We start from the raw sequence: 25093 nt of genomic DNA, 5'->3' as shown, positions 1-25093 counted from the left end.
GCGCGGTGCTCCTAGTTGGAAACGGCGTCCTGGACGGCCTTCTCGGCCTGCTCCAGCTTCTTCTTGGTGTCCTTGCCGACCTTGACCGCGTTCTTGCGGACGTCGTCGGCGAGGTGGCTCGCGCGCCACACGAGGGACGGGTTGCCCGAAGTGTCCACGGCTGCGATCATCACGGCACCCAGCAGGGACACGTTCTTGAGCAGGTCCGACCGGCGGGCGGCCTTGCCCTCGGCGGTGCTCGCGTCCGCGGAGCGGTATTGGGTGTAGCCGTTGAGCGCGGTGGTGCCGAGCAGCACGGTGGACGACAGACGCGGGAGCTTGCTCGCGGCGAGCAGCGACGCCGCGACGACCTGGGCGGCGGCGATGCCCTGCGCGACCTGAGCGCGGTTGGCAGTCACGGGGCGCACCTGCGGGGCGGCGCTCTCGAGGGCCTTGAGGACCGGGTCCAACTGCTTCGCGGCAGCGGACGAGTTGCGGAACGCGTTGACGCCCCCGGCGATGTAACCGGTGGCGAGCAGCGGGCGGGCGAGACGACGAACAATGCTCATGGTTCTCCTCCTTACGGCCCCGGCATCTCCGGGTACGCACTGTAGCCATCCTATCGGCCCGAGTTCGCGCCGCCGCCGGGAATACTGGCACGGCGCGTGCGTGTTATCCACGGTGTACAGAAGCGCCACATATGTGACGTAACACTCGGCAACGACCAGGGAAGTGGGTGACGGCGGAGGATGACGGCCCCCACCTTAGACTGGGACGTGATGAACGATCAGCGAACTCACGATTCCCATCCGGTGGAACACCCCGAAGAGGTGCCCTCCGGAGCGGAAACCACTCAGCAGCGCCGTGAGCGTTTCGAACGCGACGCCATGCAGTACGTGGACCAGCTCTACGCCGCGGCATTGCGCATGACCCGCAACCCGTCCGATGCCGAGGACCTAGTGCAGGAGGCCTACACCAAGGCGTTCTCCGCGTTCCACCAGTACAAGCCGGGGACCAATCTCAAGGCCTGGTTGTACCGGATCCTGACCAATACGTACATCAACCTGTACCGCAAGCGGCAACGCGAACCGCGCCAGGCCAACACGGACACCGTGGAGGATTGGCAGCTGCACCGCGCGGAGTCGCACACCTCCACGGGACTGCGTTCTGCCGAGGTGGAGGCGTTGGACCACCTGCCGGACTCGGACGTCAAGCGAGCCCTGCAGGAGTTGCCCGAGGAGTTCCGCCTGGCGGTGTACTTCTCGGACGTGGAGGGATTCGCATACAAGGAGATCTCCGAGATCATGGACACGCCCATCGGAACCGTGATGTCCAGGTTGCACCGTGGCCGCAAGCTTCTGCGCGAGAAACTGGGCGACTACGCCCAAGAACGAGGATTCGACACGTCCAAGGTCCAGAAGAAGACCAAGGACGGCGCACGAGCGAAGGATCGAGGCTAGAGCATGACCGCGAAACCGTGTCACAACGGCTGCACCGACGAACGCATCCAGCGGATCTACGAGTACCTGGACGGGGCACTGACCACCGAGGACCTCGCGGAGATCCACGAGCACCTCACGGACTGCGCCGACTGCGAGCGCGAGTACAACCTGGAGTGCGTGATCCGCTCCGTGGTGAAGCGTTCGTGCTGCGAGACCGCGCCGGACGAGCTCAAGCGCTCGATCCTCGCGCGCATCGACGCCCAGTGCAACGAGCACCCCGCTGCCTGAGGACCGGGCGGCGCCGGTACCGGGCGGGATGAGTCGCCGGCGGCGCCCAGCGGCGTGAGTGCTCAGCCGCGCAGGGACCCGGGGAACGAAGTACCCGGTGACGCGGATCCCTCGGACAGAGCGAAGCCCCCGTGACCGATGACGGCCACGGGGGCTTCGTGATGCGTTCGCCGAACCTCAGGAATTGGGCCGCTTGCCGCGGTTTGCCGAGTTCTTGCGACGATCCTTGCGCTTACGTCCACGCTTGCTCATGATGTACCTCCTGCGATGATTGGCTGGGACATCGTCTGTCAGTATCTCACATTCCGGGCGGTGCTCATGCCACCGCTCCGGTGCCGCCCATGCCATAGGGGTGCCCCCGGACCCTGCGGCCAGCGCCACGGGTGGTGTCACCCGGAGCCGCCGCCCCGCATTGCGGCGGTCGCCGCGGTCGCCACGGCGAGAGGCGAGAGCCTCAGCGCGGCTCGGGCAGCTGCAGCCAGTCGTACCACCCGCGGTGCAGCACAAGCCACGCGATGAGCCCGTAGCCGGCCTGACCGGGGTTGCCGTGGTTGGCGGCGAGGTCCTTGCGCCACTGCTCGTGGTGCTGCAGGGGGTTGAACGTGTCCACGTACACGTGGTTGCGCCGCGTGGTCACGTCCCCGTAGGCCGCGGAGAGGTCCGCGATCTTGCGGTTGCGCTGCGGGTCCAGGGTGGGCGGGGGACCCACCACGAGCACCTTGGCGTTGTTCTGGGTGGCCTGGTCCACGATGTTGGCCATGTTCAGCCGGGACCGGGCGGAGGTGATCCCCAGGTCGATGTCCAGGGCGGACGGTGCGATCACCAGACGGTTGTCGCACGCGGGATCGAAGCGGCGGGAAGCCTCCGCGAACCAGTGGTCGTTGAGGGTCTCACTGCCCTGACCAGGTGCGGCGAGATTGTAGGCGTCCACGGGAACCACGTCTCGGGGGGTGCGAGCCATGACTCGTCCGAACCAGCCGAGCGCGCGGGGGTCGTCCACGCCGGCCAACAATTCGTCTCCCACGGCCACAATGCGGATCCTGCGTTGGTCCACTCTTCTTACATCCTTCGCTAGCTGGGACCCGGGGGGCCGTCTCGCGACGGCCCCCCGGGCGGATCATGCCCGGTGATCGGGCGGGGGCGTACGACGCCGCGCAGCTCGCGGTACCGTGCGCCGGGCGGCACTCACTCGCCGCGAGCGAACGCCTGCTGCACCAGGGTCTCCAGCTCCGCCGTGTGGCGCTTGGCCGAGCCGTTGGCGGGGGAGGCCGAGGCGGGGCGGGACGCGAGCGTGACCGGGCGGTCCAGCTGCGGCACGAGGTTCACGGCCATGAACGGCCACGCACCCTGGTTGGCGGGTTCGTCCTGAGCCCACAGGATCCGGGCCTCCGGGTAGCGCGCCAGCTGTTCCTTGATCTCGTCTACGGGCAGCGGGTAGAGCTGCTCCACGCGCACGATCGCGGTGGAGTGGTCGTCCGACTTCTTCCGCTGGGTCACGAGGTCGTAGTACAACCGACCGGAGACCAGGATGACGTCGGTGACCTTGGCGTCGTCGAGCCCGGCGGTGTCCGGGATGACCGTCTGGAAGCCGCCCTGCGTGAACTCCTCCACCGGGGACGCCGCGGCCTTCAGGCGCAGCAGCTGCTTGGGCGTGGCCACGATCAGCGGCCGGCGCGGGCGCGAGTACGCCTGGCGGCGCAGCAGGTGGAAGTGGTTGGCCGGGGTGGAGGGCTGGGCCACGATCATGTTCTTCTCCGCGCACAGCACCAGGAAGCGCTCGATGCGCGCGGAGGAGTGGTCGGGTCCCTGGCCCTCGAAGCCGTGCGGCAACAACATCACCAGGTTGGAGCGCTGACCCCACTTCTGTTCCGCGGAGGAGATGAACTCGTCCACGATGGTCTGCGCACCGTTGGTGAAGTCACCGAACTGCGCCTCCCACACCGTGAGCGCCTCGGGGCGTTCCACGGAGTAGCCGTACTCGAAGCCCAGCACGCCGTACTCGGAGAGCAAAGAGTTGTAGATCGAGAACCGTGCCTGGTCCGCGGAGAGGTGGTTCAGCGGGGTCCATTCGGCACCGTTCTCGGCGTCGAAGAACACCGCGTGGCGCTGCGTGAACGTACCGCGGCGCACGTCCTGACCGGACATCCGCACCGGGACACCGTCCATGAGCAGCGAACCGAAGGCCATGAGCTCGCCCATGCCCCAGTCGATCCCGCCCTCGCGCGTCATCTCGCGGCGCTTCTCTGCGAGCTTGTGCAGCTTGCGGTGCATCGTGAAGCCCTCGGGCAGGTCCACGTAGGCGTCACCGATGCGGTGGGCCGCTTCCTCGGAGATGGCCGTGGTCTTGGGCACGGACACCCCGGAATCGGCCTGCTGCGCGGACGGCCGCTCGATGTTGGCGATCGCGGCGGCGTCCCCGGTCACGAGCGGGACCGTGGAGGTCTGGGCCTCATGGGTCTCGGCGAAGACCCGCTCCAGGCGCTCCTGGTAGTCCTTCAGGGCGCGGTCCGCTTCTTCCTGCGTGATGTCCCCGCGGCCCACGAGGTTCTCGGTGTAGACCTTGCGCGTGGAGCGCTTGCCGTCGATCAGGGAGTACATCAACGGCTGGGTCATTGAGGGGTCGTCGCCCTCGTTGTGCCCGCGGCGGCGGTAGCACACCAGGTCGATCACGACGTCGCGCTGGAACCGCTGGCGGTACTCGAACGCGAGCTGCGCCACACGGGACACGGCCTCGGGATCGTCCGCGTTGACGTGGAAGATCGGGGCCTGCACGGTACGCGCGACGTCCGTGGAGTACGTGGACGTGCGGCCCGCAGAGGGTGCGGTGGTGAAGCCCACCTGGTTGTTGACCACCACGTGGATGGTGCCACCCACGTTGTAGGCCTCGAGCCCGGACATCTGCATGACCTCGTAGACGATGCCCTGTCCGGCCATCGCGGCGTCACCGTGGACCTGGATGGGCAGCACGGGGTACTCACCGTTACCCTCCGGCCCGGCGCCCAGCACGTCCGTCTTGGCGCGGGCGATGCCCTCGATCACCGGGTCCGCGGCCTCCAGGTGGGAGGGGTTCGCGGCCAGGTACACCTGGGTCTCGTTGCCGTTGTCGGAGGTGAACACGCCCTCGGTGCCCAGGTGGTACTTCACGTCACCCGAGCCCTCGGCGGCGCGCGGGTCCTGGCTGCCCTCGAACTCGCGGAACACCTGGGCGTAGGACTTCCCGGCAATGTTGGTCAGCACGTTGAGGCGGCCGCGGTGGGCCATCGCGATGCCCACACCCGCGAGGGAAGCATCCGCGGCCTCGGAGATGATCGCGTCCAGCAGCGGGATCAGCGACTCGCCGCCCTCCAGCGAGAAGCGCTTCTGACCCACGTACTTGGTCTGCAGGAAGGTCTCGAAAGCCTCGGCGGCGTTGAGCCGCTCGAGGATGTGGAACTGCTCCTCGCGCGCGGGCTTCTGGTAGTCACGCTCGAGCTTGGACTGGAACCATTCGCGCTGCTCGGGCTCCTGGATGTGCATGTACTCCACGCCCACGGTGCGGCAGTAGGCATCCCGCAGCCGACCCAGGATTACGCGCAGCGTGAGCAGGCTCTGGCCGCCGAAACCGCCGGTGGGCCACTCGCGCTCCAGGTCCCACAGGGTGAGCCCGTAGGTGCGGATGTCCAGGTCCGGGTGCTTGCGCATCACGTACTCGAGCGGGTTGGTGTCCGCCATGAGGTGACCGCGCACGCGGTAGGAGTGGATCAGCTGCTGGATCCGGGCGACCTTGTTGATCTGGATCTCGGGGTTGACCTGGTTGTCCACGGCCCAGCGGACGGGCTCGTAGGGGATGCGCAGGGCCTCGAAGATGTGGTCGTAGAAGTCCTCGCCGCCCAGCAGGTAGTGCTCCACGAGCTTGAGGAACTCACCCGAACCGGCGCCCTGGATCACGCGGTGGTCGTACGTGGACGTCAGGGTGATGACCTTGGAGACCGCGTTGCGCGCGATCGTGCGGGGGGAGGCACCCTTGTACTCGGCGGGGTAGTCCAGCGCACCCACGCCGATGATGCACGCCTGGCCCTTGGACAGTCGCGGCACCGAGTGCACGGTGCCGATGCCACCGGGGTTCGTCAGGGACACCGTGGTGCCCGCGTAGTCCTCCATGGTCAGCGCGCCATTGCGCCCGCGCTTGACGATGTCCTCGTACGAGGTCCAGAACTGCTGGAAGGACATCTCTTCCGCACCCTTGATGTTGGGCACCACCAGGTTGCGGGAACCGTCCTTGTTGGGGATGTCGATCGCGATCCCGAAGTTCACGTGCGCGGGATGGACCGCGGCGGGCTTGCCGTCCACCTCGTCGTAGATCACGTTCTGGGACGGGAAGTTGGCGAGCGCGCGGATCACGGCGTAGCCCACGAGGTGGGTGAAGGACACCTTGCCACCGCGGTTACGGGCCAAGTGCGAGTTGATCACCAGGCGGTTGTCGATCAGCAGCTTGGCGGGCACCGCGCGCACCGTGGTGGCGGTGGGCACGGTCAGGGAGGCGTCCATGTTGGCGGCCACGGCCTTGGCGGGACCGCGCAGCTTGACCACGGTGTCCTCGGCGGGTTTGTCCTGGCTCTTGTCCTTCGCACGGTCCTCCGGCTGCGCCCGGATGGGGCGCTTGGTTCCGGAGCCCTCGCTGGTCTCGGTCTCGGTGTCCACGCCTTCGGGTCGTCCCTTCGCCTTGGATCCGGTGGTCGACGGCGCCGGGGACTTGGCCCGCTGCGCCTTCCTGGGCGCCTCCGCGCCGGCACCGGAGGTGTTCTGCTCGGTCTTGGACGCGGTTGACGCCGTCCCGGAGGCGGGCTTGTTCTCGCCGAACGTCCCGGAAGCGGCCTTGTCCGCGGACGTCTTGGCGGCGGCGTCGTCGCGCCGTACAGCGGGACGATCACCCCCGGACGTCCACGCAGCCGCCCCCTGGGACGGGGCGGCTGCTGAGGTCTTGGTGTCGGACGTCTGGGTATCGGACTGGTCGTCGCCGGCCATCTGTTCGAAGATGGGCCACCACTTCTTGTCCACCGAGTTCTTGTCCGCTTGGTACTTGTCGAACAACTCGTCCACGAGCCATTCGTTGCCGGCAAATTCTTCAGGGATAAGGTGACGCGGCTGGTCTGGCACTAGTGATACGCCTCTTCCATCTGTGCTGGGTGTCCCGGGCGGCGAGCTGGTCCTTGCGGCCCTCGTGTGGCTCCCACGGAGCTTACCGGCCGCGGGACTTGCGAACTGGCTTCGCGCACGCAAAGCCGTACCGGTTTTTCAGTCTAGTGAGGCATCTGGACGGTTGCCACCTACCCGCCCGCCCGCGGGTGCGCCCCGCCCGCCGGCTCGCGGCGAGCACGTAGACTCTCCTCTTGTGCGATTCCTGACGACACCCACCACGGACCTGACCTATAATGACGTCTTCCTGGTGCCCTCGATGTCCCGGGTGACCTCCCGGTTCGACGTCGATCTGGCCCCCGCGGACGGTACCGGTTCCACCATCCCGCTCGTGGCCGCGAACATGACCGCGGTGACCGGGCGGCGCATGGTCGAGACCATGGCCCGGCGCGGCGGTCTGGGCATCCTGCCCCAGGACATCCCGCTGGACGTGATCGCGGAGGTGACCTCGTGGGTCAAGCAGCGCTCGCCGCGCTACGAGACCCCCGTGGTGATGCACCGCAGCAACACCGTGCACGACGCCCTGGGGATCATGCACAAACGCCCCCACGGCGTGGTCATCGTCGTGGACGCGGACGAGCACTACGCCGGCATGGTCCTGGACTCCGACTGCCGGGACGTGGACCGCTTCACCCAACTGGGGGACCTGGCGCATTCGGAGGGCCCCGAGTTCCAGGACAGCGACTTCCCCGTGGACTCCGACCCGGAGGTGTTGCGCGCCGCCTACGAGACGATGTCCGCCGCGCGCGTCAACGTGGCCCCGGTGCTGCGCGGACGCGAGGTCGTGGGCATCCTGACCCACCAGGGCCTGGTGCGTTCCACGATCTACGCACCCGCCCTGGACGACGACGGCCGGTTGCGCGTGGGTGCCGCGGTCGGAATCAACGGGGACGTCTCCGGCAAGGCCGAGCAACTGCTCGAGGCCGGGGTGGACGTCCTCGTGGTGGACACCGCCCACGGTCATCAGATCAAAGCGTTGGAGGCCGTGTCCGCCGTGCGGGCCCTGGACCCCCGGGTCCCGATCGTGGCCGGCAACGTGGTCACCGCGGACGGCGTGCGGGACCTCGCGGGCGCGGGTGCGGACATCATCAAGGTGGGCGTGGGCCCCGGGGCCATGTGCACCACGCGCATGATGACCGCCGTGGGTCGCCCCCAGTTCTCCGCCGTGGTCGAGTGCGCGGAGGCCGCGGCCGATCTCGGCAAGCACGTGTGGGCCGACGGCGGGGTCAAGCACCCGCGCGACGTCGCCCTCGCGCTCGCGGCCGGCGCGAGCCAGGTGATGGTCGGGTCCTGGTTCGCGGGCACGCACGAGAGCCCCGGTGAGATCAACATTGACGCCAACGGGCGCGCCTACAAGGAGTCCTTCGGGATGGCCTCGGCGCGCGCCGTGCGCCACCGCACTGCCGGGGAGGACCGCTTCGCGCGGGCCCGCAAGGCCCTGTTCGAGGAGGGCATCTCCAACTCCACCATGTACCTGGACCCCCAGCGCCCCGGCGTGGAGGACCTGCTGGACCACATCACCTCCGGGGTGCGTAGCTCCATGACGTACGCCGGTGCGGCCACGCTCGAGCAGTTCGCGGCGCGCGCCGTGGTGGGCATCCAGTCCCAGTCCGGGTACGACGAGGGCCGCCCCCGCTCGGAGTCCTGGGCCTGAGCGGCCCGTTCTCACCACGCCCCTTATTGAGAATGGCTCATGATATGCTCACGCACGGCTACATGACATTGATTCTCATTGGTGGGAGCCGGGGGTCGGACGAGGGAGATGGACGATGACCGCAGGGCGCAGCGTGCGCAAGGGTAGGACGAGCGTGTTGGGCGCGGGCGTGGTGGTGGGTCTCGCGCTCGCCGGGTGTTCGAGCGGGACCGCGTCGGACGCGCAGGGTTCGCCCGGTGCGGGGAAGATCGCCGTGGTCACCTCCACGAACGTCTACTCGGACCTCGCGTCCCAGGTGGGTGGCGACAAGGTCTCCGCGACCCCCGTGATCGACTCGAGCGCCCAGGACCCCCACTCCTACGAGGCCACCCCCCAGGACCGGCTGAAGGTGGAGAAGGCGGACGTCGTGGTGTGCAACGGGGGTGGGTACGACCAGTTCATGACCGATCTGGCCTCCGACGGCCAGCACGTGGTGGACGCCGTGGAGGCCTCCGGTCTGCAGCGAGAAGAGGACGCGCACGACGACCACGACCACGGCTCCGGACACCACCACCACGGCGACTTCAACGAGCACGTGTGGTACGACGTCGAGAGCATGCAGATGGTCGTGGACCGCATGGCCGAGCAGCTCGGCCAGGTGGACCAGCAGAACGCCGAGTACTACCGGGACAACGCCGCGCGCGTGAAGAACGAGCTCGGCACGGTCGAACAGAAGGTCGAGGGGATCAAGGCCTCGGGCGGATACATCGCGACCGAGCCTCTGCCCGGGTACCTCCTGCAAGACGCCGGCCTGCACGACGAGACCCCGCAGGCGTTCACCGAGGCCATCGACGCCGGCTCCGACGCCGCACCCGCGGTGCTCAACGACACCCTCGGGCTCGTCAAGGGCAGCGACGTGAAACTGCTCGCCCTCAACAAGCAGACCTCCACGGGGCAGACCGACCGGTTGCGCTCGGCCGCCGGGGACGCCGGCAAGCCCGTGGTGGAGTTCACCGAGACCATCCCGGACGGGCTGAACTACCAGCAGTGGATGACGCAGAACGCGGACCGCGTGGCCCACGCGCTCCAGAAGTAGGGACATGAACGCGCCCCAATCAGCACCCGAGGTGACCACCCGTTCCGGGGCCGACGACGCCGTCGTCCGGCTCAGGGACGCGCGCCTGGCCGTCGGGGAACGCACCCTGTGGTCCGGTCTGGACCTGGACGTCGCCCCGGGGGAGTACCTCGCGGTCCTGGGCTCCAACGGGACCGGCAAGACGAGCTTCCTGCGCGTGCTGCTGGGACTGTTCCCGCTCACGAGCGGGACCGTACGCGTCAACGGGACCCGTCCGCGGGCCGCCTCCGCCCGCGTGGGGTACGTGCCCCAACAGCGCGGCTTCCCGGCTCGCACGCCGCTGCGGGCCCGGGACCTCGTGGCGCAGGGCGTGGACGGGCACCGCTGGGGGATCCGACTGCATCCGCGCCGCGTGCACCGCACCGTGGACGAGTTGCTCGAACGCGTGGGTGCCACCGACTACGCCGACGCCCCCGTGGGCGTCCTGTCCGGGGGCGAGCAACAGCGCCTGCGCGTGGCCCAGGCGCTCGCTGCGGACCCCACGCTCGTGCTGTGCGACGAGGCCCTGCTGTCCCTGGACCTGCATCACCAGCACGTGGTGAGCGAACTCGTGCACGAACAACGTGAACGCAGCGGGTGCGCCGTGGTCTTCGTGACCCATGACGTGAACCCGATCATCGAGCACGTGGACCGGATCCTCTACCTGGCCAACGGCTCGTTCCGGATCGGCACGCCGGACCAGGTGCTGCGTTCGGACGTGCTCTCCGAGCTGTACGGGACCCGCGTCGAGGTGCTGCGCAGCAACGGTCGCATCCTCGTGGCCGGGCGCCCGGACAGCTCCCACCACACCGATTCCCCGGAGGAGCTGATCCTGTGAGCCTAGCCGCGATCGACTGGAACTCATTGTTCGGTTCCGTGTTCGTCTTCGACAACTACGGCGAACTGCTGTCCCTGCTGCGCAACTCCGTGTGGGCGGGCGCGGTGCTTGGCTTGGTGGGCGGGCTCGTGGGCACGTTCGTGATGATGCGCGATCTCGCGTTCTCGGTGCACGGGATCGCGGAGCTGTCCTTCGCCGGTGCCGCCGCGGCCCTGTTGGTCGGCTCCGATGTGGTCACCGGGTCCCTCGTGGGGTCCGTGCTCGCCGCGCTCATCATGGGGTTCATGGGCCTGCGCGCGCGGGAGGGCAACTCGTTCGTGGGCGTGCTCATGCCCTTCGGCCTGGGGCTCGGGATCCTCTTCCTGTCCCTCTACGAGGGCAGATCCTCCAACAAGTTCTCCCTGCTCACGGGCCAGATCGTCTCCGTGTCTTCCCTGCAGTTGACGTCGATGATCGTGCTGTCCGTGGTGGTGCTCGCCACGCTGCTTGTGATGTGGCGGCCGCTGACGTTCGCGAGCACGGACCCGCTCGTGGCCCGGGCCAAGGGGCTGCCGATGCGCTCGTTGGCGATCGTGTTCATGGTCGTGCTGGGGATCTCGGTCGCGATGTCCGTGCAGATCGTGGGCGCGCTGCTCGTGCTCGCGCTTCTGATCACCCCGGCCGCGGCGGCCATGAACCTCACTTCGAGTCCCGCGCGCACCGTGGTGCTCTCCGTGGTCTTCGCCGAGCTCGCCATGGTGGGCGGGATCCTCCTGGCGCTGGGCGGCAACGTCCCGATCAGCCCGTACGTCACGACCATCTCGTTCGTCGTGTGGCTCGTCTCGCGGTGCGTGCGCGCGGTGCGTGAGCGCTCGTCGTCGTATCGCCGTTCGACACCGCGGTCGACGACGCCGCTCGGCGCCGGTCGCGCGGTTCAGAGCAGGACGCGCACCGCGGCGGGGAGCACCTTGAGCGAGGCGGGCAGCGGACCCAACCGTTCGCCGTCGCCGTAGGCCGCGTCCCGCGGCTCGGAAGGGATACCGTGGGCCGCGACGGTCGCGGCCGTGGCGGGCACCACGGTGACCTCCCGCAGGGATTCGTGCGTGCCCAGGAACAAGCGGGGGAATAGCCACGCGAGCCGCAGCGCGCCCACGTCGGAGACCATGAACAGCTCACCCGAGCCGTCCGTGGGATCCGCGCGGGGAACGATGGTCAGCCCGCCCCCGATCGACGAGGTGTTGGTCAGCGCCAGGAAAGTCAGCGTGCGGTCACTCACGTGGCACGCGCCGTCCGGGCCGGTCCAGCTCAGGTCGTAACGCCGCGCGCGCATGGCGACGGCCTCCACGGCGAGCGCGGCGACGTACTTGACCGAGTGCGTGACGCTGGACCAGCGGTTGGCGCGCGCGTTCACGCGGGCGTCGAGGCCGAGGCACACCGCGGTCGCGCACACGTGGTGGCTGCCGTCCGCGCACGTGACGTGGACGAGGTCCATGCTGCGTTCGGGGGACTCGAGTCCGCGCAGCACCCGGCCCGCCGCGCGTTCGACGTCCCCCACGGGTACACCGTGGAACCGGGCCAGATCGTTGCCGGAACCGGCCGGGATCAGCCCGAACGGGAACTCGACGCCCTGCTCGCGCAACCGGTTCAGTGACTGCAGGACCAGGTGGACCATGCCGTCTCCGCCGACCGCGACGACCGCGGCGATCCGGGTGGACGCGTCGCGCAGGGTCTTGGTGAGATCGCGGGAGAGGGCCTGGGCGGTGGCCGCGCTGAGCGGTCGGGGGTCGTAGCCGCCGGCCCGCAGGATGCCCACGGCGCGCTCGCACGCGTTCCGGCCCACGAGGGAGGCGCCGTTGTGGACGAGCAGGATCTCGCGGCGTGACATCCGGGTCACCGGGCGGGTTTCGCGGTTTCTCGGGCGTCGGAGGACTCGACGCGGCCCCGGGCCCCGCACTCGGCACAGATCCCGGAGATCTCCACGGTGTGGTCCACGTCCGCGTAACCGTAGCGGCGCGCGGTCTCCTCCGCCCATGTCTCGACGTCCGGAGCCTCGAGTTCCACGGCCGCGCCGCACGAGCGGCACACGATGTGATGGTGGTGGTGCTCTGCCTCGCACCGGCGGTAGATGGCCTCGCCCTCGGCGTTGCGCAGCACGTCCACCTGACCCAGCTCGGCCATGGACTGCAGGATCCGGTACGTGGTGGCCAGGGACACCGACTGTCCGCGATCGCGCAACAGCCGGTGCAGGTCCTGCGTGGAGATGAAGTCCTCCAACCCCTGCAGCGCGCCGGTCACGGCACGGCGCTGCTTGGTGTTGCGAACCTCCGCGGTTCCGGTGGTCTTGGTGCTCAACCCAGGTGTCCTTTCCGCGAGCGGTCGTCCGGGACATCTTAACGTGCGGCGCGGACATGCACAGGCGGCGTCGTCACGGCCGGACCGAGCCGCTAGGGTGAAGCCATGTTGCTGACCAAGTTCACCCACTCGTGCGTGCGCCTCGAGAAGGACGGCGCGGTGCTCGTGATCGACCCGGGCACGTTCTCCGAGGTCGAGGAGGCACTGCGCGGAGCGGACACGGTCCTCATCACCCACGAGCACCCGGACCACTACGACGCCGAGCGGCTGGGCGTCGCCCTTTCGGTGGATCCCGAGCTCACGGTGCATGCCCCGGGCCAGGTGATCGAGAAGCTCGCGGAGCACATCACGGACACGGACCGGTTGCACGCCGTGTCGGCGGACACCACGTTCACCGCGGGGCCGTTCTCCGTGGCCACGTACGGGGGTCAGCACGCACTGATCCACCCCCTCATCCCCACCATCGCCAACGTGGGCTACGTGATCGACGACGCCGTGTTCCACCCCGGGGACTCCTTCACCGTCCCGCACGGGCTCACCGTTCCCACGGTCCTGGTCCCGTTGCACGCCCCGTGGTCCAAGATGTCCGAAGTCATCGACTTCATCATCGCGACCCGCGCGCAGCGGGTGTACCAGATCCACGACGCGCTGCTCTCCGAGACCGGCTTCGGTGTCGTGGAGAAGCAGGTCAAGCATTTCTCGCAGGTCTACGGGACCGAGTACCGGCACCTGGACACTCGCGAGAGCGTGGAGCTCCGCACCGCATGACCCATCCGGCCACCAGCCGGTTCCACCCGACGGAAAGGACATCACCGTGAGTTCAGTGTTCACCAGGATCATCGAGGGCGAACTGCCCGGCCGGTTCGTCTGGGCGGACGAGCACTGCGTGGGCTTCCTGTCCATCCAGCCCCTGTCCCAGGGCCACGTCCTGGTGGTCCCGCGCCAGGAGATCGACGGGTGGGTGGACCTACCCGTGGAGCTGGCCATGCACCTCATGAAGGTCAGCCAGTTCATCGGCAAGGCCATCGACGCCGCGTTCACGCCCAAACGGGTGGGGCTCATGATCCAGGGCTTCGAAGTGCCCCACACCCACCTGCACGTGTGGCCCACCAATTCGATCGAGGAGTTCGACTTCGCCCAGGTGGATCAGGACCCGGACCCCGCGGTCCTGGACGAGTCGGCCCGCCGGATCCGCGAGGCCCTCGAGGCCCAGGGCCACCGTGACGAGGTCCCGCAGCAGTAGCGACCGACGGCCTCGCTCACGGGCACCGGCGGCGGGTGCAATGCACCCGTCGCCGGCGGGCTTTAACCGCCGGTGTCGCTCAGCCGAGCTCGCGCAACCGCTTGCGGATCCGCTTCTCCGACACCGTGTGCGCGGTGTCCAGTTCCTGCGCGAAGAACGAGATGCGCAGTTCCTCGAGGTCCCAGCGCACGGCCCGCAGCGCAGCGGGCATGGGTACGGTCGAGGGGACGGCGTCCACCGCGGCGCGGTACTCGGCCTCGAGATCGTGCACGGTCTGCATGGCCACGGCGTCCCGCTGCAGGTGGCCGGAGAGTTTGTCCAGGCGCACGTTGATCCCCGCGAGGTAGCGCGGCACGTGCTGCAGGGCCCGCCACCCGGTGCGGGCCACGAAGCCGGGATGGATCAAGCGGGAGAGCTGCTCGGACATGTCCTTGAACGCCGCGACCGCCCCGAGTGACCCGGGTTTCTTCAACCGTTTGCGCACGGTGTTGGACTCGGTGAGCGCGGTGGTCACGAGCGCGGTGACGGCGAAGACCGTGTCGATCAGCTCGGCGCGTACGTGCTCCGCGACCGCCCGGAACTGGTCCCGCGTGAACGGCGGCTCCTCGGGTACCAGCCGGTCGATCGCGGCGATCGTGCAATCGGTGATGAGCGCCTCGACCGAACCGTGGGGGTTCTGGGTGAAGATCAACCGTTCCTTCTGGCTCAGGTGGTCCACCACGTAGCGGTGCACGGACGGCAGGGTCCGGTGCAGCAGGGCGATCACGCCGTCGCGTTGCGCGGCGCGCTGTTCCTCCGCGTCGCTCAGGATCCGCAGGTCCACGCGGGGTGGCTGCGAAGCATCGGTGTCCCGCACCGCCACGAGTGTGGGGTATCCCGTGACCCTCTGACCCGCCACGGTCGTCTCCACGCGGCGCGGAGGATCGGGTTCGGGCCACGCCGTGAGGTCGGTGCGTTCCAGCGAGGCGGCCTGGGGTGCGCCGGATCCGGGGGAAGTCCCTGAGCCCGGTCGCGCCGAGCCCCGCTTGCCGCGACCGCGACGGGCCGCGGCGGCGTCGTCACCGGACGAGGCCGAACCCTCGGTGCTGCCCCGAGCGGCGTCGTACAGCTGGGCCGCAGCGCCCCCGAGGGACTCGGCGAGCGCCGCGCGGACCTTGGGCCGCAACCGCTGTTTGAGCTCCGTGAGGTCGTCGCCCCGGCCCAGTACCGAGTTGCGGGCGTCGCGCACCTCGAAGCGCATGCGCAGGTGGGCGGGCAGGGCCTCCGGGTGGAAGTCCGAGGCCTGGACGGGGTGGCCCCGCAACCGCCGCAGAACGGTGGCCAGGGACTCCAGGAGAGAATCGCGGGCCGGATCGAACTCGGCGTCCAGGTGCTTCACGGCGGTGACGGCGGTGTCCGGGGCGGGCACGAAGTTGCGCCGCACGGCCTTGGGCAGCGATTTGATCAGCGCGGTCACGAGCTCCACACGCAGCCCGGGGATGTGCCATTCGAACTGCTCGGGGGCCAGTCGGTCCAGGAACAGCACGGGGACCCGCACCGTGACGCCGTCCGCGGTCTCCGCCCCGGGCGCGAATTCGTAGTCCAGGTCCAGACTCAGCTCGCCGTCCGGGGATGCCACGGTCCAGGACCGCGGGAAGGAGGCCGTGTCCAGCTCCGCGACCTCGGGCGCGATCAGGTCCTCGGGAGTGAGGTCCAGCAGGTGCTCGTCCCGCTGGCGGGCCTTCTTCCACCACGCATCGAAATGCCGCTGGGAGACCACGTCCGCGGGCACGCGCGCGTCGTAGAAGTCGAACAGCACCTGGTCGTCCACGCGCAGGTCCTTGCGGCGCATGCGGTTCTCGAGCTCCTCGACCTGGGCCAGGGCCTTGCGATTGCGCTTGACGAACGTGTGGCGGGTCTGCCAGTCGCCCTCCACGAGCGCGTGGCGGATGAACAGTTCCCGGGAGAGTTCGGGATCGATCCGGGAGAACAACACGGGCCGCTCGGACACCACGGGCAGCCCGTAGAGCGTGACCTTCTCGTACGCCATCACGGCCCCGCGGGAACGGGACCAGTGGGGTTCAGAGTAGCTGCGCTTGACGAGCTGCGGCGCGATCTCCTCGGCCCACTCGGGCTTGATCGCCGCGTTGGTGCGCGCCCACAATCGGGAGGTCTCCACGAGCTCCGCGGACACGAGCCAGTCCGGGGACGTCTTGAACAGGGCCGAGCCCGGGAAGATCGCGAACTTGGTCCCGCGCGCGCCGCGGTACTCGCGCGTGCGTTCGTCCCGCACGCCGATGTTGCTCAGCAGCCCGGACAGCAGGCTCTTGTGCACGGCCTCCTGGTGCGAGGCGACGTCGATCTCCCGGGACGCCCCGGCATCGATCCCCACCTGGCGTGCGATCTGTCGCAACTGCGCGTAGAGGTCCTGCCACTCGCGGATCCGCAGGAAGTTCAGGTACTCACGTCGGCACAGCTTGCGGAACTGGGACGAGGACAGCTCGCTCTGCTGCTCCTGCAGGTACTGCCACAGCAGACCGTAGGACAGGAAGTCGGAGGTCTTGTCGCGGAAGCGCGCGTGGAACTCGTCCGCCGCCTGGCGCTTCTCGAGCGGGCGTTCCCGCGGGTCCTGCACCGTGAGCGCGGCCGTGAGCACGAGCACCTCGCGCACGCACCCCCGGCGCTGCGACTCCACGATCATCCGGCCCAGTCGTGGGTCCACCGGCAGCGCGGCGAGCACCTCGCCCGTGCGGGTCAGCGGACCCCGCGGTCCGCTCTGCCGACCGCGGCGGCGCCCGGACCGCGAGCGCCGCCCCCGGTGCCCGTCACGCGCGGACGACGACGCCGCGTCGTCGCCCGCGTCCGCCGCGCCCGAGCGCAGGGCACCGAGTTCGCGCAGCAGCACCACGCCGTCCTTGACCGCGCGCGCATCGGGTTTCTGCACGAACGGGAACTGGGTGATGTCGTGGGGTTGCTCCACCACGCCCACCGAGATCATCTGCAGGATGACCGCAGCGAGGTTCGTGCGCAGGATCTCCGGGTCCGTGTACTCCGGCCGGGACTCGAAGTCCTCCTCGGAGTACAACCGGATGCACACGCCGTCGGACGTACGCCCCGAGCGCCCCGCGCGCTGCCGCGCCGACGCCTGGGAGATGCGCTCGATGGGCAGGCGCTGGACCTTGGTGCGCGCCGAGTACCGGGAGATCCGGGCGGTGCCCGGGTCGATCACGTACTTGATGCCCGGGACCGTGAGCGAGGTCTCGGCCACGTTGGTCGCGAGCACGATCCGGCGGTGCGAGGACGGCGCGAACACGCGGTTCTGTTCGGCCATGGACAGCCGCCCGAACAGCGGCAGGATCTGGGTCCCGGCCAGGGAGCGGTGCGAGTCGATGACCTTGTGCAGCGCGTCCTGGGCATCCCGGATCTCACGCTCGCCCGCGAAGAACACGAGGATGTCCCCGCGGGGTTCGCGCGAGAGTTCCACGACGGCGTCGCACACGGCGTCGATCGGGTCGCGGTCCTCGTCCACGAGCCCGTCGCCGGTGTTGTCCTCGTCCTCGCCGCCGTCCCCGCTGCGCTCCTGGGCCAGTGGCCGGTAGCGGATCTCCACGGGGTAGGTGCGCCCGGAGACCTCGATGATCGGGGCGGGCTCTGGGTCGGCGTCCGGGTGCTGCGGGTCCGGCAGCACGAAGTGCTCGGCGAAGCGTTGCGGGTCGATCGTCGCGGACGTGATGACGACCTTCAGGTCCGGGCGCTGGGGGAGCAGTCGCTTGAGGTAGCCCAGCAGGAAGTCGATGTTGAGGGAGCGCTCGTGGGCCTCGTCGATGATGATCGCGTTGTAGCGCGACAGCTGCGGGTCGTGGCCGATCTCGGCCAGCAGGATGCCGTCCGTCATGAGCTTGATCCGCGAGTCCTTGCCCACCTCGGACGTGAAGCGCACCTGGTAGCCCACGGTGTCGCCCACGCGCTGCCCGAGTTCATGGGCGATGCGCTCGGCCACCGAACGCGCCGCAATCCTGCGCGGCTGGGTGTGACCGATCAGACCGCCGTCCCCCAGACCCAGCTCCAGACACATCTTGGGCAGCTGGGTGGTCTTGCCGGAACCGGTCTCACCCGCGATCACCACGACCTGGTGATCGCGGATCGCGGCCATAATGTCCTCCCGGCGCGCGCTGACGGGGAGGTCGTCCGGGTACACGATGCGGGGCTGGATGCGGGGCTCAGTCATGTCAACGGAAGAGTCTACGGGCCCCGGCCGACACGCGCCCACGGGCCGCTGCGGGAGCCCGACGACGCGCCCGATTGTCCGCACATGTGAGCTGCGTCTCTTTTTCGACCGATTGTTAGATAATATCCACTCATCATTGATCCTCGGGGAAAGGAATTACCCGTCATGAAGCGTTTACTCCCGGTCGCCGCCGTGGCCACCACCGCGGCGTTGCTGCTCACAGGTTGCGGATCCGACAACGGTGGGCAGTCCGGTGAGACCATGAAGGTCACCGTGGGCATCTCGCAGTTCGTGGAGCACCCCTCGCTCGACGCCGCCCGCGAAGGTTTCGTGCAGGCCCTCAAGGACGGCGGCTACACGGAGGGTGAGAACCTGACCCTGGACGTGCAGAACGCCTCCGGCGACCAGGCCACCGCGACCAACATCGCCTCCAACTTCGCGTCCTCCAACGACGATCTGATCCTGGGCATCGCCACGCCGTCCGCCCAGTCCCTGGCCCAGGCCGTCACGGACAAGCCCGTCCTGTTCACCGCGGTGACCGATCCCGTGGACGCGGGGCTCGTGAACTCCATGGATGCGCCCGGCGCCAACGTCACCGGCACCACGGACATGAACCCCGTGGCCGAGCAGATCCAGCTCATCAAGAAGCTCAAGCCTGGCGCCAAGTCCGTGGGCATCATCTACAGCTCCGGTGAGACCAACTCCCAGGTGCAGGTGGACGAGGCCAAGAAGGCCGCGCAGGCCGAGGGTCTGAAGGTTGAGGAGAAGACCGTGACCACCACGGCGGAGGTGGCCCAGGCCGCCGAGTCCTTCGACACCGACTCCATCTACGTGCCCACCGACAACAAGGTCGTAGCCGGGCTCGAGGCCGTGATCTCCGCGGCGGAGGCCAAGAAGATCCCGTTGATCGCGGGTGAGGGCGACTCCGTGGAGCGCGGTGCCCTGGCAACCCAGGGGATCAACTACACGGACCTGGGCAAGCAGACCGGTGAGATGGCGGTGCGCATCCTCAAAGACGGCGCCAAACCCGGCGAGATGGCCGTGGAGTCCCAGAAAGAGACCAAGCTCATCATCAACGCCAAGGCCGCCAAGGCCATGGGCGTGGAGATCCCGCAGAGCCTGCGGGACCAGGCCGACCAGGTCATCGAGTAACGCCGGTGATCGCTGGAATCGAACTGGGGCTGATCTACGCGATCATGGCCCTGGGCGTGTACCTCACGTTCCGCGTGCTGGACTTCCCGGACCTGACCGTGGACCAGTCCTTCACGAGCGGGGCGGCCACCGCGGCCATGGTGATCCTGCACGGCGGCAGCTCGTGGTTCGCGACCGTCGTGGGCTTCGTGGTCGGCGCCTTCGCCGGTCTGATCACCGCGCTGCTGCACACCAAGGCGCGAATCAACGGGTTGCTCGCGGGCATCCTGACCATGACCGCCCTGTACTCCGTGAACCTGCGGCTTATGGGTGGCAAGGCGAACCTCGCGCTGTTGCGCGAGGAGACCGTCTTCACGCCCCTGCGCGAGGCCGGGCTGCAGGGGACGGTCGTAGGAGTGCTGTTGTTGTTGGTCGGTGTGCTGCTCGTGAAGCTCGCACTGGACTGGTTCCTGTACACGGACGCCGGCCTGGCCATGCAGGCCACGGGTGACAACCCGGAGATGATCCGTTCTTTCGGGGTGAATACGGACCGGCAGAAGATCCTCGGTCTGTGCCTGTCCAACGCCCTCGTGGGCTTGTCCGGTGCCCTGATCGCGCAGTACCAGGGCTTCGCGGACATCGGCATGGGCATCGGCATGATCGTCGTGGGCCTCGCCTCCGTGATCCTCGGCCAGGGCATCTTCGGCACGCGCACCGTGGTGATCGCCACGCTCGCGGTGATCCTCGGCTCGGTGCTGTACCGCCTGGTGATCACCGTGGCGCTGCAGGCGGGACTGAACCCCTCGGACATGAAGCTGATCTCCGCGGTGCTCGTGGTGATCGCGCTCGTGCTGCCGCAGCTCGGCGTGTACAAGCGGTGGAAGCGCCACCGCACCCTCAGGGCCGCGCAAGCGGTGCAGGCGGACGTGCGATCCCGCGCCCGGCGCACCGTGGACGCCGGTGTGTCCGGACGAACGGGAGCGTGATCGGATGTTGAACGTACAGGACGTGCGCAAGACGTTCTTCGCCGGGACGGTCAACGAACGCGTGGCGTTGAACGGGGTGAGCCTCACGGTCAACCCCGGGGACTTCGTCACGGTCATCGGCTCCAACGGTGCGGGCAAGTCCACCCTGCTCAACACGGTGTCCGGGACGATCATCCCGGACAGCGGCCGGATCATGGTGGGGGAGCGGGACGTCACGCGGCTTCCCGAACACCGCAAGGCCACGTGGATCTCCCGGGTGTTCCAGGACCCCATGAAGGGATCCTCGCCCACCCTGAGCATCGAGCAGAACATGGCCATCGCGCAGCGCCGCGGTCGCTCCCGTGGTCTCGCGCGCGGCGTCACCCGCGCCCGACGCCACGAGTTCGAGCAGGAGCTCAAGACCCTCGAACTGGGTCTGGAGCACCGGCTGGGGGCCAAGGTGGGGTTGCTGTCCGGCGGGCAACGCCAGGCGCTGTCCCTGCTCATGGCCACGTTCTCCGCACCCGAGATCTTGTTACTGGACGAGCACACGGCCGCACTGGATCCCCAGCGTGCGCAGCACGTCACGGAGATCACCGAGCGGATCGTGAACGAGCGTCACCTGACCACGCTCATGGTCACGCACAACATGGACCAGGCCCTGCGGCTGGGCAACCGGCTCATCATGATGCACGAGGGTCGCATCCTTTTCGAGCTGGACGCGCAGCAGAAGGCCAAGGCGACCGTGGCGGATCTGCTCGCCGAGTTCCGCAAGCTGCAAGCGGCCACGGGCGAACCCGCCCTGGATGACGCTACGCTTCTGGAGACAGCTCGCAGCGCCGAACCGGCCGGTGCCCCGTCCCGGGGTGCCCCCGCCCATGGCGCCCCAACGGGTGGTTCCTCCGCTCCGGGGGTGTCACCGGAAGGCCATTGATCGTATGAAGCAGCCCCACCGCAGACAACGTTTCACGTCCGTCATCACCGCGGTGGGGCTGCTTTTGTTGTTCGTGTGTTGTTTCACCCTCCCGGAGGCACTCGTGGCCATGAGCCGAGCCGCGGCGGACCACGGGGGAGAGCCCTTGAACACTCGCGGGTGGACCATGATCGCGGTGGGTTTCGGAACCCTCGCGGTGGGTGGCCTGCTCACGATCGTGGGGGTCGTGCTGCGGCGCACGGCTCCACCCCGCCCGGTGGAGGAGGACCAACTGCTCGAAGAGCACTACGGCAGCGACTCCGTGGTCAATGAGTACGACCCACTCGAGCTGAACCCCCACCTGAGGACCCGCGAGCAGCGCCGCGGTCACCGCTGACCCGCTAGCTCGAACCACCCGCGATCCGGGTGCCGGCCCCGTAGGGCGTGGGGGTCCCCAAAATGGGAAAATGCCCTCCCCGAGGGGAGGGCATTCGTGGTGCCCGCGACAGGATTCGAACCTACGACCTTCTGCTCCGGAGGCAGACGCTCTATCCACTGAGCTACGCGGGCGTGCGGTGTCACAGGACCCGAGAACGAGGCCCGCGACGACAACTCGACGATACTACCAGGTCGCGCGGGCGCACCAATCGGCGCGGATCGAGCGGGGTGCTCCCGCGCCGTTACACTGGCACAGTGACTCCTGAAGAACTTTCCTCCGCTGTGTCCGCATGCCTGCAAGACGCCGTGGCCGCCGGTGAACTGACCCCGGTGGACGGCGCCGAACTCCCGCACGCGAAGGTGGAGCGACCCAAGAACCGTGAGCACGGGGACTGGGCTACCACCGTGGCCATGCAGGTGGCCAAGAAGGTGGGCCGTTCCCCCCGGGACGTCGCGCAGATCCTCTCCGAGCGCCTGTCGGCCGTCCCCGGTGTGAAGACGGTGGACATCGCCGGTCCGGGCTTCCTCAACGTCACACTCGACGCCGCCGCGGCCGGTGAGCTCGCGCAGTCGATCGTGGAACAGGGGCGCGCCTTTGGGACCGCGGATACCCTGTCCGGCACGACCATCAACCTCGAGTTCGTCTCCGCGAACCCCACCGGTCCGATTCACCTGGGTGGCACGCGGTGGGCCGCCGTGGGTGACTCCCTGGCCCGGATCCTGGATGCGCAGGGTGCCTCGGTCGTGCGGGAGTACTACTTCAACGACCACGGCAACCAGATCGATCGCTTCGCCCGTTCCCTGCTGGCCCGTGCCCGCGGGGAGGCCGCCCCGGAGGACGGCTACGGCGGGCAGTACATCTCCGAGATCGCGGACGAGGTCCTGGCCCAGCACCCGGACGCCCTGGAGTCCGAGGACCCGCAGGAGGTCTTCCGCGCCGCGGGCGTGGAACTGATGTTCGCCCAGATCAAATCCTCGCTGCACGATTTCGGCGTGGACTTCGACGTCTTCTTCCACGAGAACTCGCTGTTCGAGGACGGCCAGGTCGAGAAGCTGCTCGACCAGCTGCGTTCCTCGGACGCGCTGTACTTCGAGGACGGAGCGTGGTGGCTGCGCTCCACCGACCACGGGGACGACAAGGACCGCGTGGTCATCAAGTCGGACGGTCACGCCGCGTACATCGCGGGGGACATCGCCTACTTCAAGAACAAGCGGGACCGCGGTGCGGACCTGTGCATCTACATGCTCGGCGCGGACCACCACGGCTACGTGGCCCGGCTCAAGGCCGCGGCGGCCGCGCTCGGGGACTCCCCGGACGCCGTCGAGGTGCTGATCGGTCAGATGGTCAACCTGGTCAAGGACGGCACCGCGGTGCGGATGTCCAAGCGCGCGGGCACCGTGGTGACCATGGAGGACCTCGTGGAGGCCGTGGGCGTGGACGCCGCGCGGTACTCGCTGACCCGCTATTCCGTGGACTCCAACATCGACATCGATTTGGACGTGCTGACCAAGCGCTCCAACGAGAACCCGGTCTTCTACGTCCAGTACGCCCACGCACGCACGTGCGCTGTGGAACGCAACGCCCACGCCGCCGGTGTCGCGCACACGGACGAGGCCGGCGCCGCCCGGTTCGACGCGTCCCTGCTCGAGCACCCGCGTGAAGCGGACCTGTTGGCCGCGCTCGGACAGTACCCGTCCGTCGTCGCCCAGGCCGCGGCCCTGCGCGAACCGCACCGCGTGGCGCGCCACCTCGAGGCCCTGGCCGGGGCGTACCACCGCTGGTACGACGCGTGCCGGGTCACCCCGCAGGGCGACGACCCCGTGGCGCCCGTCCACCACACCCGCCTATGGCTCAACGACGCCGTGCGCCAGGTCCTCGCCAATGGGCTGGACCTGCTGGGCGTCTCCGCTCCCGAAAGGATGTGATCCCATGACCGAACTCGCTCCCGCCCACCCGCTCGCCCCGGCCTGGCTGCAGGTCCCCGCGGACCCCGCGGCACTGGACCCCGTGGTCTTCACGTCCCAGTACGCCCGGGATGACACGGGGTGCGTCACCGTGGATTCCGTGCCCGTGACCGAGATCGCCGCGCGCCACGGTTCCCCGAGCTACGTGGTCTCTGAACGGACCTTCCGGGACCGCGCCCGCGGTTTCCGCGAGGCGTTCGAGGCCGCCCTGAATCCTCTCGGCGTGGAACTCGAGGTCTACTACGCCTCCAAGGCCCTGCTGAACACCGCCGTGGCGCGGTGGGCCACGGAGGAGGGCCTCAATATCGACACCGCCTCCGGCGGGGAACTCGCCGTGGCGCTCGCCGCGGGTGTGGCCCCGGGCCGGATCGCGTTGCACGGCAACAACAAGTCCGCGGAGGAACTCGACCGGGCCCTCGAGGTGGGCGTGGGACGCATCGTCGTGGACTCGCTCGCCGAGATCGAGCTCGTGGCACGGCTGGCCCGCGACCGCGGCACCCGCGCGCCCGTGATGATCCGCGTGACCCCGGGGGTGCACGCGTCCACGCACGAGTTCATCGCGACCGCCCACGAGGACCAGAAGTTCGGACTCTCGCTGAACCCCGTGCAGGAGGGGGAGGACTCTCTCGCACTCGTGGCCGTGGCTGCATGCGTTCACGCCTCCGATGCACTGGACCTGCGCGGGCTGCACTGCCACATCGGATCCCAGATTTTCGCGGCGGAGGGCTTCGGTCAGGCCGCCGAGCGCGTCTTCGCGCTGCGCGAGACCGTGGCCGAGCGCTGGGACGTGACGCTGCCCGAGATCGACCTGGGTGGCGGCCACGGTGTGGCGTACACCGCCGCGGACAGCCCGCGCGAGGTCGCCGCGATCGCCGCGGACCTCGCCCCGCTGCTCACCTCCGTGCTCGAGTCCTCGGACCTGCCCACCCCGCACCTGTCCTTCGAACCGGGCCGGTTCATCGCCGGACCCTCCGGGTGCACGGTCTATACGGTGGGCACCGTCAAGACGGTCACGGTCAGCCCGGGCGTGCAGCGCCGGTACGTGTCCGTGGACGGCGGCATGAGCGACAACGCCCGTCCCGTGCTCTACGACGCCGACTACACCGCTGTGCTCGCCAACCGCGTGTCCGAGGAGTCGCCCGTGCTCTCGCGCGTGGTCGGCAAGCACTGCGAGTCCGGTGACATCGTGGTCAAGGACGTCTACCTCCCCGGGGACGTCACCGCGGGTGACCTGCTCGTGGTGCCCGTGACCGGTGCGTATTGCTGGTCCCTGTCCAGCAATTACAACTGGCTGCCCCGCCCGGGGATCGTGGCGGTCGCACCGGACGGTGCCACCCGCGAGATCGTGCGCCGCGAGTCCCTCACGGATCTGCTCGCCCGCGACACCGGGGTGTGAGCCGCCCGGCGCGGTCGAGGTACGCGAGCGACGTC

General features: G+C 68.8%; 20 protein-coding genes and 1 tRNA gene. 14 read left to right on the top strand and 7 right to left on the bottom strand.

What is annotated here, in order from left to right:
- Positions 1-11: 11 nt before the first annotated feature.
- On the bottom strand, positions 12-548 hold the full coding sequence (locus tag RF646_RS07155) for a DoxX family protein (RefSeq protein WP_035964701.1): 537 nt from the start codon (positions 546-548) through the stop codon (positions 12-14).
- A 210-nt stretch (positions 549-758) separates the two neighbouring features.
- On the opposite strand from RF646_RS07155, the gene RF646_RS07150 reads away from it, so the two are divergent.
- Both RF646_RS07150 and rsrA read left to right on the top strand, forming a co-directional pair.
- Positions 759-1439: a sigma-70 family RNA polymerase sigma factor gene (locus tag RF646_RS07150; RefSeq protein WP_368835591.1), complete on the top strand. Its 681-nt coding sequence runs from the start codon at positions 759-761 to the stop codon at positions 1437-1439.
- Between the two features lie 3 nt (positions 1440-1442).
- The gene (rsrA, locus tag RF646_RS07145; protein ID WP_064845835.1) at positions 1443-1709 is read left to right on the top strand and encodes a mycothiol system anti-sigma-R factor; all 267 of its coding nucleotides are present in this window, start codon (positions 1443-1445) and stop codon (positions 1707-1709) included.
- Between the two features lie 454 nt (positions 1710-2163).
- Here the strand turns inward: rsrA and RF646_RS07140 are convergent, their stop codons facing one another.
- Both RF646_RS07140 and RF646_RS07135 read right to left on the bottom strand, forming a co-directional pair.
- Positions 2164-2763, bottom strand: coding sequence for a GDSL-type esterase/lipase family protein (locus RF646_RS07140; RefSeq protein WP_144998073.1), 600 nt, complete (start codon positions 2761-2763; stop codon positions 2164-2166).
- 131 nt (positions 2764-2894) lie between these two features.
- Positions 2895-6845 carry a multifunctional oxoglutarate decarboxylase/oxoglutarate dehydrogenase thiamine pyrophosphate-binding subunit/dihydrolipoyllysine-residue succinyltransferase subunit gene (locus tag RF646_RS07135; protein WP_368835590.1) on the bottom strand — a complete coding sequence of 1317 codons (3951 nt, stop codon included), beginning with the start codon at positions 6843-6845 and terminating at the stop codon, positions 2895-2897.
- A 235-nt stretch (positions 6846-7080) separates the two neighbouring features.
- Between RF646_RS07135 and RF646_RS07130 the strand changes: the two genes are divergently transcribed.
- The 4 genes from RF646_RS07130 (at position 7081) to RF646_RS07115 (ending at position 11461) form a co-directional block, all read left to right on the top strand.
- The gene (locus RF646_RS07130; protein WP_144930681.1) at positions 7081-8538 is read left to right on the top strand and encodes a GuaB1 family IMP dehydrogenase-related protein; all 1458 of its coding nucleotides are present in this window, start codon (positions 7081-7083) and stop codon (positions 8536-8538) included.
- 115 nt (positions 8539-8653) lie between these two features.
- On the top strand, positions 8654-9613 hold the full coding sequence (locus tag RF646_RS07125) for a metal ABC transporter solute-binding protein, Zn/Mn family (protein ID WP_144998079.1): 960 nt from the start codon (positions 8654-8656) through the stop codon (positions 9611-9613).
- Positions 9614-9617: 4 nt separating this feature from the next.
- The gene (locus tag RF646_RS07120) at positions 9618-10469 is read left to right on the top strand and encodes a metal ABC transporter ATP-binding protein (RefSeq protein WP_368835589.1); all 852 of its coding nucleotides are present in this window, start codon (positions 9618-9620) and stop codon (positions 10467-10469) included.
- Positions 10466-11461, top strand: a complete 996-nt coding sequence (locus RF646_RS07115) for a metal ABC transporter permease (protein WP_367403771.1) — start codon at positions 10466-10468, stop codon at positions 11459-11461. The genes RF646_RS07120 and RF646_RS07115 overlap by 4 nt, the downstream gene beginning before the upstream one ends.
- Here the strand turns inward: RF646_RS07115 and RF646_RS07110 are convergent.
- Entirely contained in the window at positions 11383-12333 is a 951-nt protein-coding gene (locus tag RF646_RS07110) for a diacylglycerol kinase family protein (protein ID WP_368835613.1), read from the bottom strand. The genes RF646_RS07115 and RF646_RS07110 overlap by 79 nt on opposite strands.
- 5 nt (positions 12334-12338) lie before the next feature.
- Positions 12339-12800 carry a Fur family transcriptional regulator gene (locus tag RF646_RS07105; RefSeq protein ID WP_064845348.1) on the bottom strand — a complete coding sequence of 154 codons (462 nt, stop codon included), beginning with the start codon at positions 12798-12800 and terminating at the stop codon, positions 12339-12341.
- Positions 12801-12905: 105 nt separating this feature from the next.
- Here RF646_RS07105 and RF646_RS07100 point away from each other — a divergent pair, with 105 nt between their 5' ends.
- Entirely contained in the window at positions 12906-13568 is a 663-nt protein-coding gene (locus RF646_RS07100) for an MBL fold metallo-hydrolase (RefSeq protein ID WP_368835588.1), read from the top strand.
- Positions 13569-13614: 46 nt separating this feature from the next.
- A complete protein-coding gene (locus tag RF646_RS07095; RefSeq protein ID WP_368835587.1) occupies positions 13615-14043 on the top strand; it encodes an HIT family protein in 429 nt (142 codons plus the stop codon).
- Positions 14044-14122: 79 nt separating this feature from the next.
- Here the strand turns inward: RF646_RS07095 and hrpA are convergent, their stop codons facing one another.
- Positions 14123-18250 (bottom strand): ATP-dependent RNA helicase HrpA, encoded by a 4128-nt coding sequence (gene hrpA, locus RF646_RS07090; RefSeq protein ID WP_368835586.1) that lies wholly within the window; start codon positions 18248-18250, stop codon positions 14123-14125.
- 165 nt (positions 18251-18415) lie between these two features.
- Here hrpA and RF646_RS07085 point away from each other — a divergent pair, with 165 nt between their 5' ends.
- The 4 genes from RF646_RS07085 to RF646_RS07070 are packed head-to-tail and all read left to right on the top strand — an operon-like array spanning position 18416 to position 21656.
- The gene (locus RF646_RS07085) at positions 18416-19402 is read left to right on the top strand and encodes an ABC transporter substrate-binding protein (RefSeq protein ID WP_368835585.1); all 987 of its coding nucleotides are present in this window, start codon (positions 18416-18418) and stop codon (positions 19400-19402) included.
- A 5-nt stretch (positions 19403-19407) separates the two neighbouring features.
- On the top strand, positions 19408-20367 hold the full coding sequence (locus RF646_RS07080) for an ABC transporter permease (protein WP_368835584.1): 960 nt from the start codon (positions 19408-19410) through the stop codon (positions 20365-20367).
- 4 nt (positions 20368-20371) lie between these two features.
- The gene (locus RF646_RS07075) at positions 20372-21280 is read left to right on the top strand and encodes an ABC transporter ATP-binding protein (RefSeq protein ID WP_368835583.1); all 909 of its coding nucleotides are present in this window, start codon (positions 20372-20374) and stop codon (positions 21278-21280) included.
- A gap of 4 nt (positions 21281-21284) precedes the next feature.
- Positions 21285-21656, top strand: coding sequence for a hypothetical protein (locus tag RF646_RS07070; RefSeq protein ID WP_064845341.1), 372 nt, complete (start codon positions 21285-21287; stop codon positions 21654-21656).
- A 97-nt stretch (positions 21657-21753) separates the two neighbouring features.
- On the opposite strand, the gene RF646_RS07065 is transcribed toward RF646_RS07070, so the two are convergent.
- A tRNA-Arg gene (locus RF646_RS07065) sits at positions 21754-21829 on the bottom strand.
- 123 nt (positions 21830-21952) lie between these two features.
- Here RF646_RS07065 and argS point away from each other — a divergent pair.
- Positions 21953-23623, top strand: a complete 1671-nt coding sequence (gene argS, locus RF646_RS07060) for an arginine--tRNA ligase (protein WP_318541250.1) — start codon at positions 21953-21955, stop codon at positions 23621-23623.
- 4 nt (positions 23624-23627) lie between these two features.
- A complete protein-coding gene (gene lysA, locus RF646_RS07055) occupies positions 23628-25058 on the top strand; it encodes a diaminopimelate decarboxylase (protein WP_368835582.1) in 1431 nt (476 codons plus the stop codon).
- Positions 25059-25093: the final 35 nt, after the last annotated feature.

The sequence above is a fragment of the Kocuria sp. CPCC 205261 genome (assembly GCF_040981025.1).
Classification (GTDB): domain Bacteria; phylum Actinomycetota; class Actinomycetes; order Actinomycetales; family Micrococcaceae; genus Kocuria; species Kocuria marina.
This window is presented reverse-complemented; position numbering and strand designations above follow the sequence as displayed.

What these genes read in the sequence shown, in the direction of transcription:
- RF646_RS07155 (WP_035964701.1), bottom strand. Translation starts at nt 548, where the DNA reads ATGAGCATTGTTCGTCGTCTCGCCCGCCCGCTGCTCGCCACCGGTTAC.
- RF646_RS07150 (WP_368835591.1), top strand. Translation starts at nt 759, where the DNA reads ATGAACGATCAGCGAACTCACGATTCCCATCCGGTGGAACACCCCGAA.
- rsrA (WP_064845835.1), top strand. Translation starts at nt 1,443, where the DNA reads ATGACCGCGAAACCGTGTCACAACGGCTGCACCGACGAACGCATCCAG.
- RF646_RS07125 (WP_144998079.1), top strand. Translation starts at nt 8,654, where the DNA reads ATGACCGCAGGGCGCAGCGTGCGCAAGGGTAGGACGAGCGTGTTGGGC.
- RF646_RS07120 (WP_368835589.1), top strand. Translation starts at nt 9,618, where the DNA reads ATGAACGCGCCCCAATCAGCACCCGAGGTGACCACCCGTTCCGGGGCC.
- RF646_RS07110 (WP_368835613.1), bottom strand. Translation starts at nt 12,333, where the DNA reads ATGTCACGCCGCGAGATCCTGCTCGTCCACAACGGCGCCTCCCTCGTG.
- RF646_RS07100 (WP_368835588.1), top strand. Translation starts at nt 12,906, where the DNA reads ATGTTGCTGACCAAGTTCACCCACTCGTGCGTGCGCCTCGAGAAGGAC.
- hrpA (WP_368835586.1), bottom strand. Translation starts at nt 18,250, where the DNA reads ATGACTGAGCCCCGCATCCAGCCCCGCATCGTGTACCCGGACGACCTC.
- RF646_RS07085 (WP_368835585.1), top strand. Translation starts at nt 18,416, where the DNA reads ATGAAGCGTTTACTCCCGGTCGCCGCCGTGGCCACCACCGCGGCGTTG.
- RF646_RS07075 (WP_368835583.1), top strand. Translation starts at nt 20,372, where the DNA reads ATGTTGAACGTACAGGACGTGCGCAAGACGTTCTTCGCCGGGACGGTC.
- RF646_RS07070 (WP_064845341.1), top strand. Translation starts at nt 21,285, where the DNA reads ATGAAGCAGCCCCACCGCAGACAACGTTTCACGTCCGTCATCACCGCG.
- lysA (WP_368835582.1), top strand. Translation starts at nt 23,628, where the DNA reads ATGACCGAACTCGCTCCCGCCCACCCGCTCGCCCCGGCCTGGCTGCAG.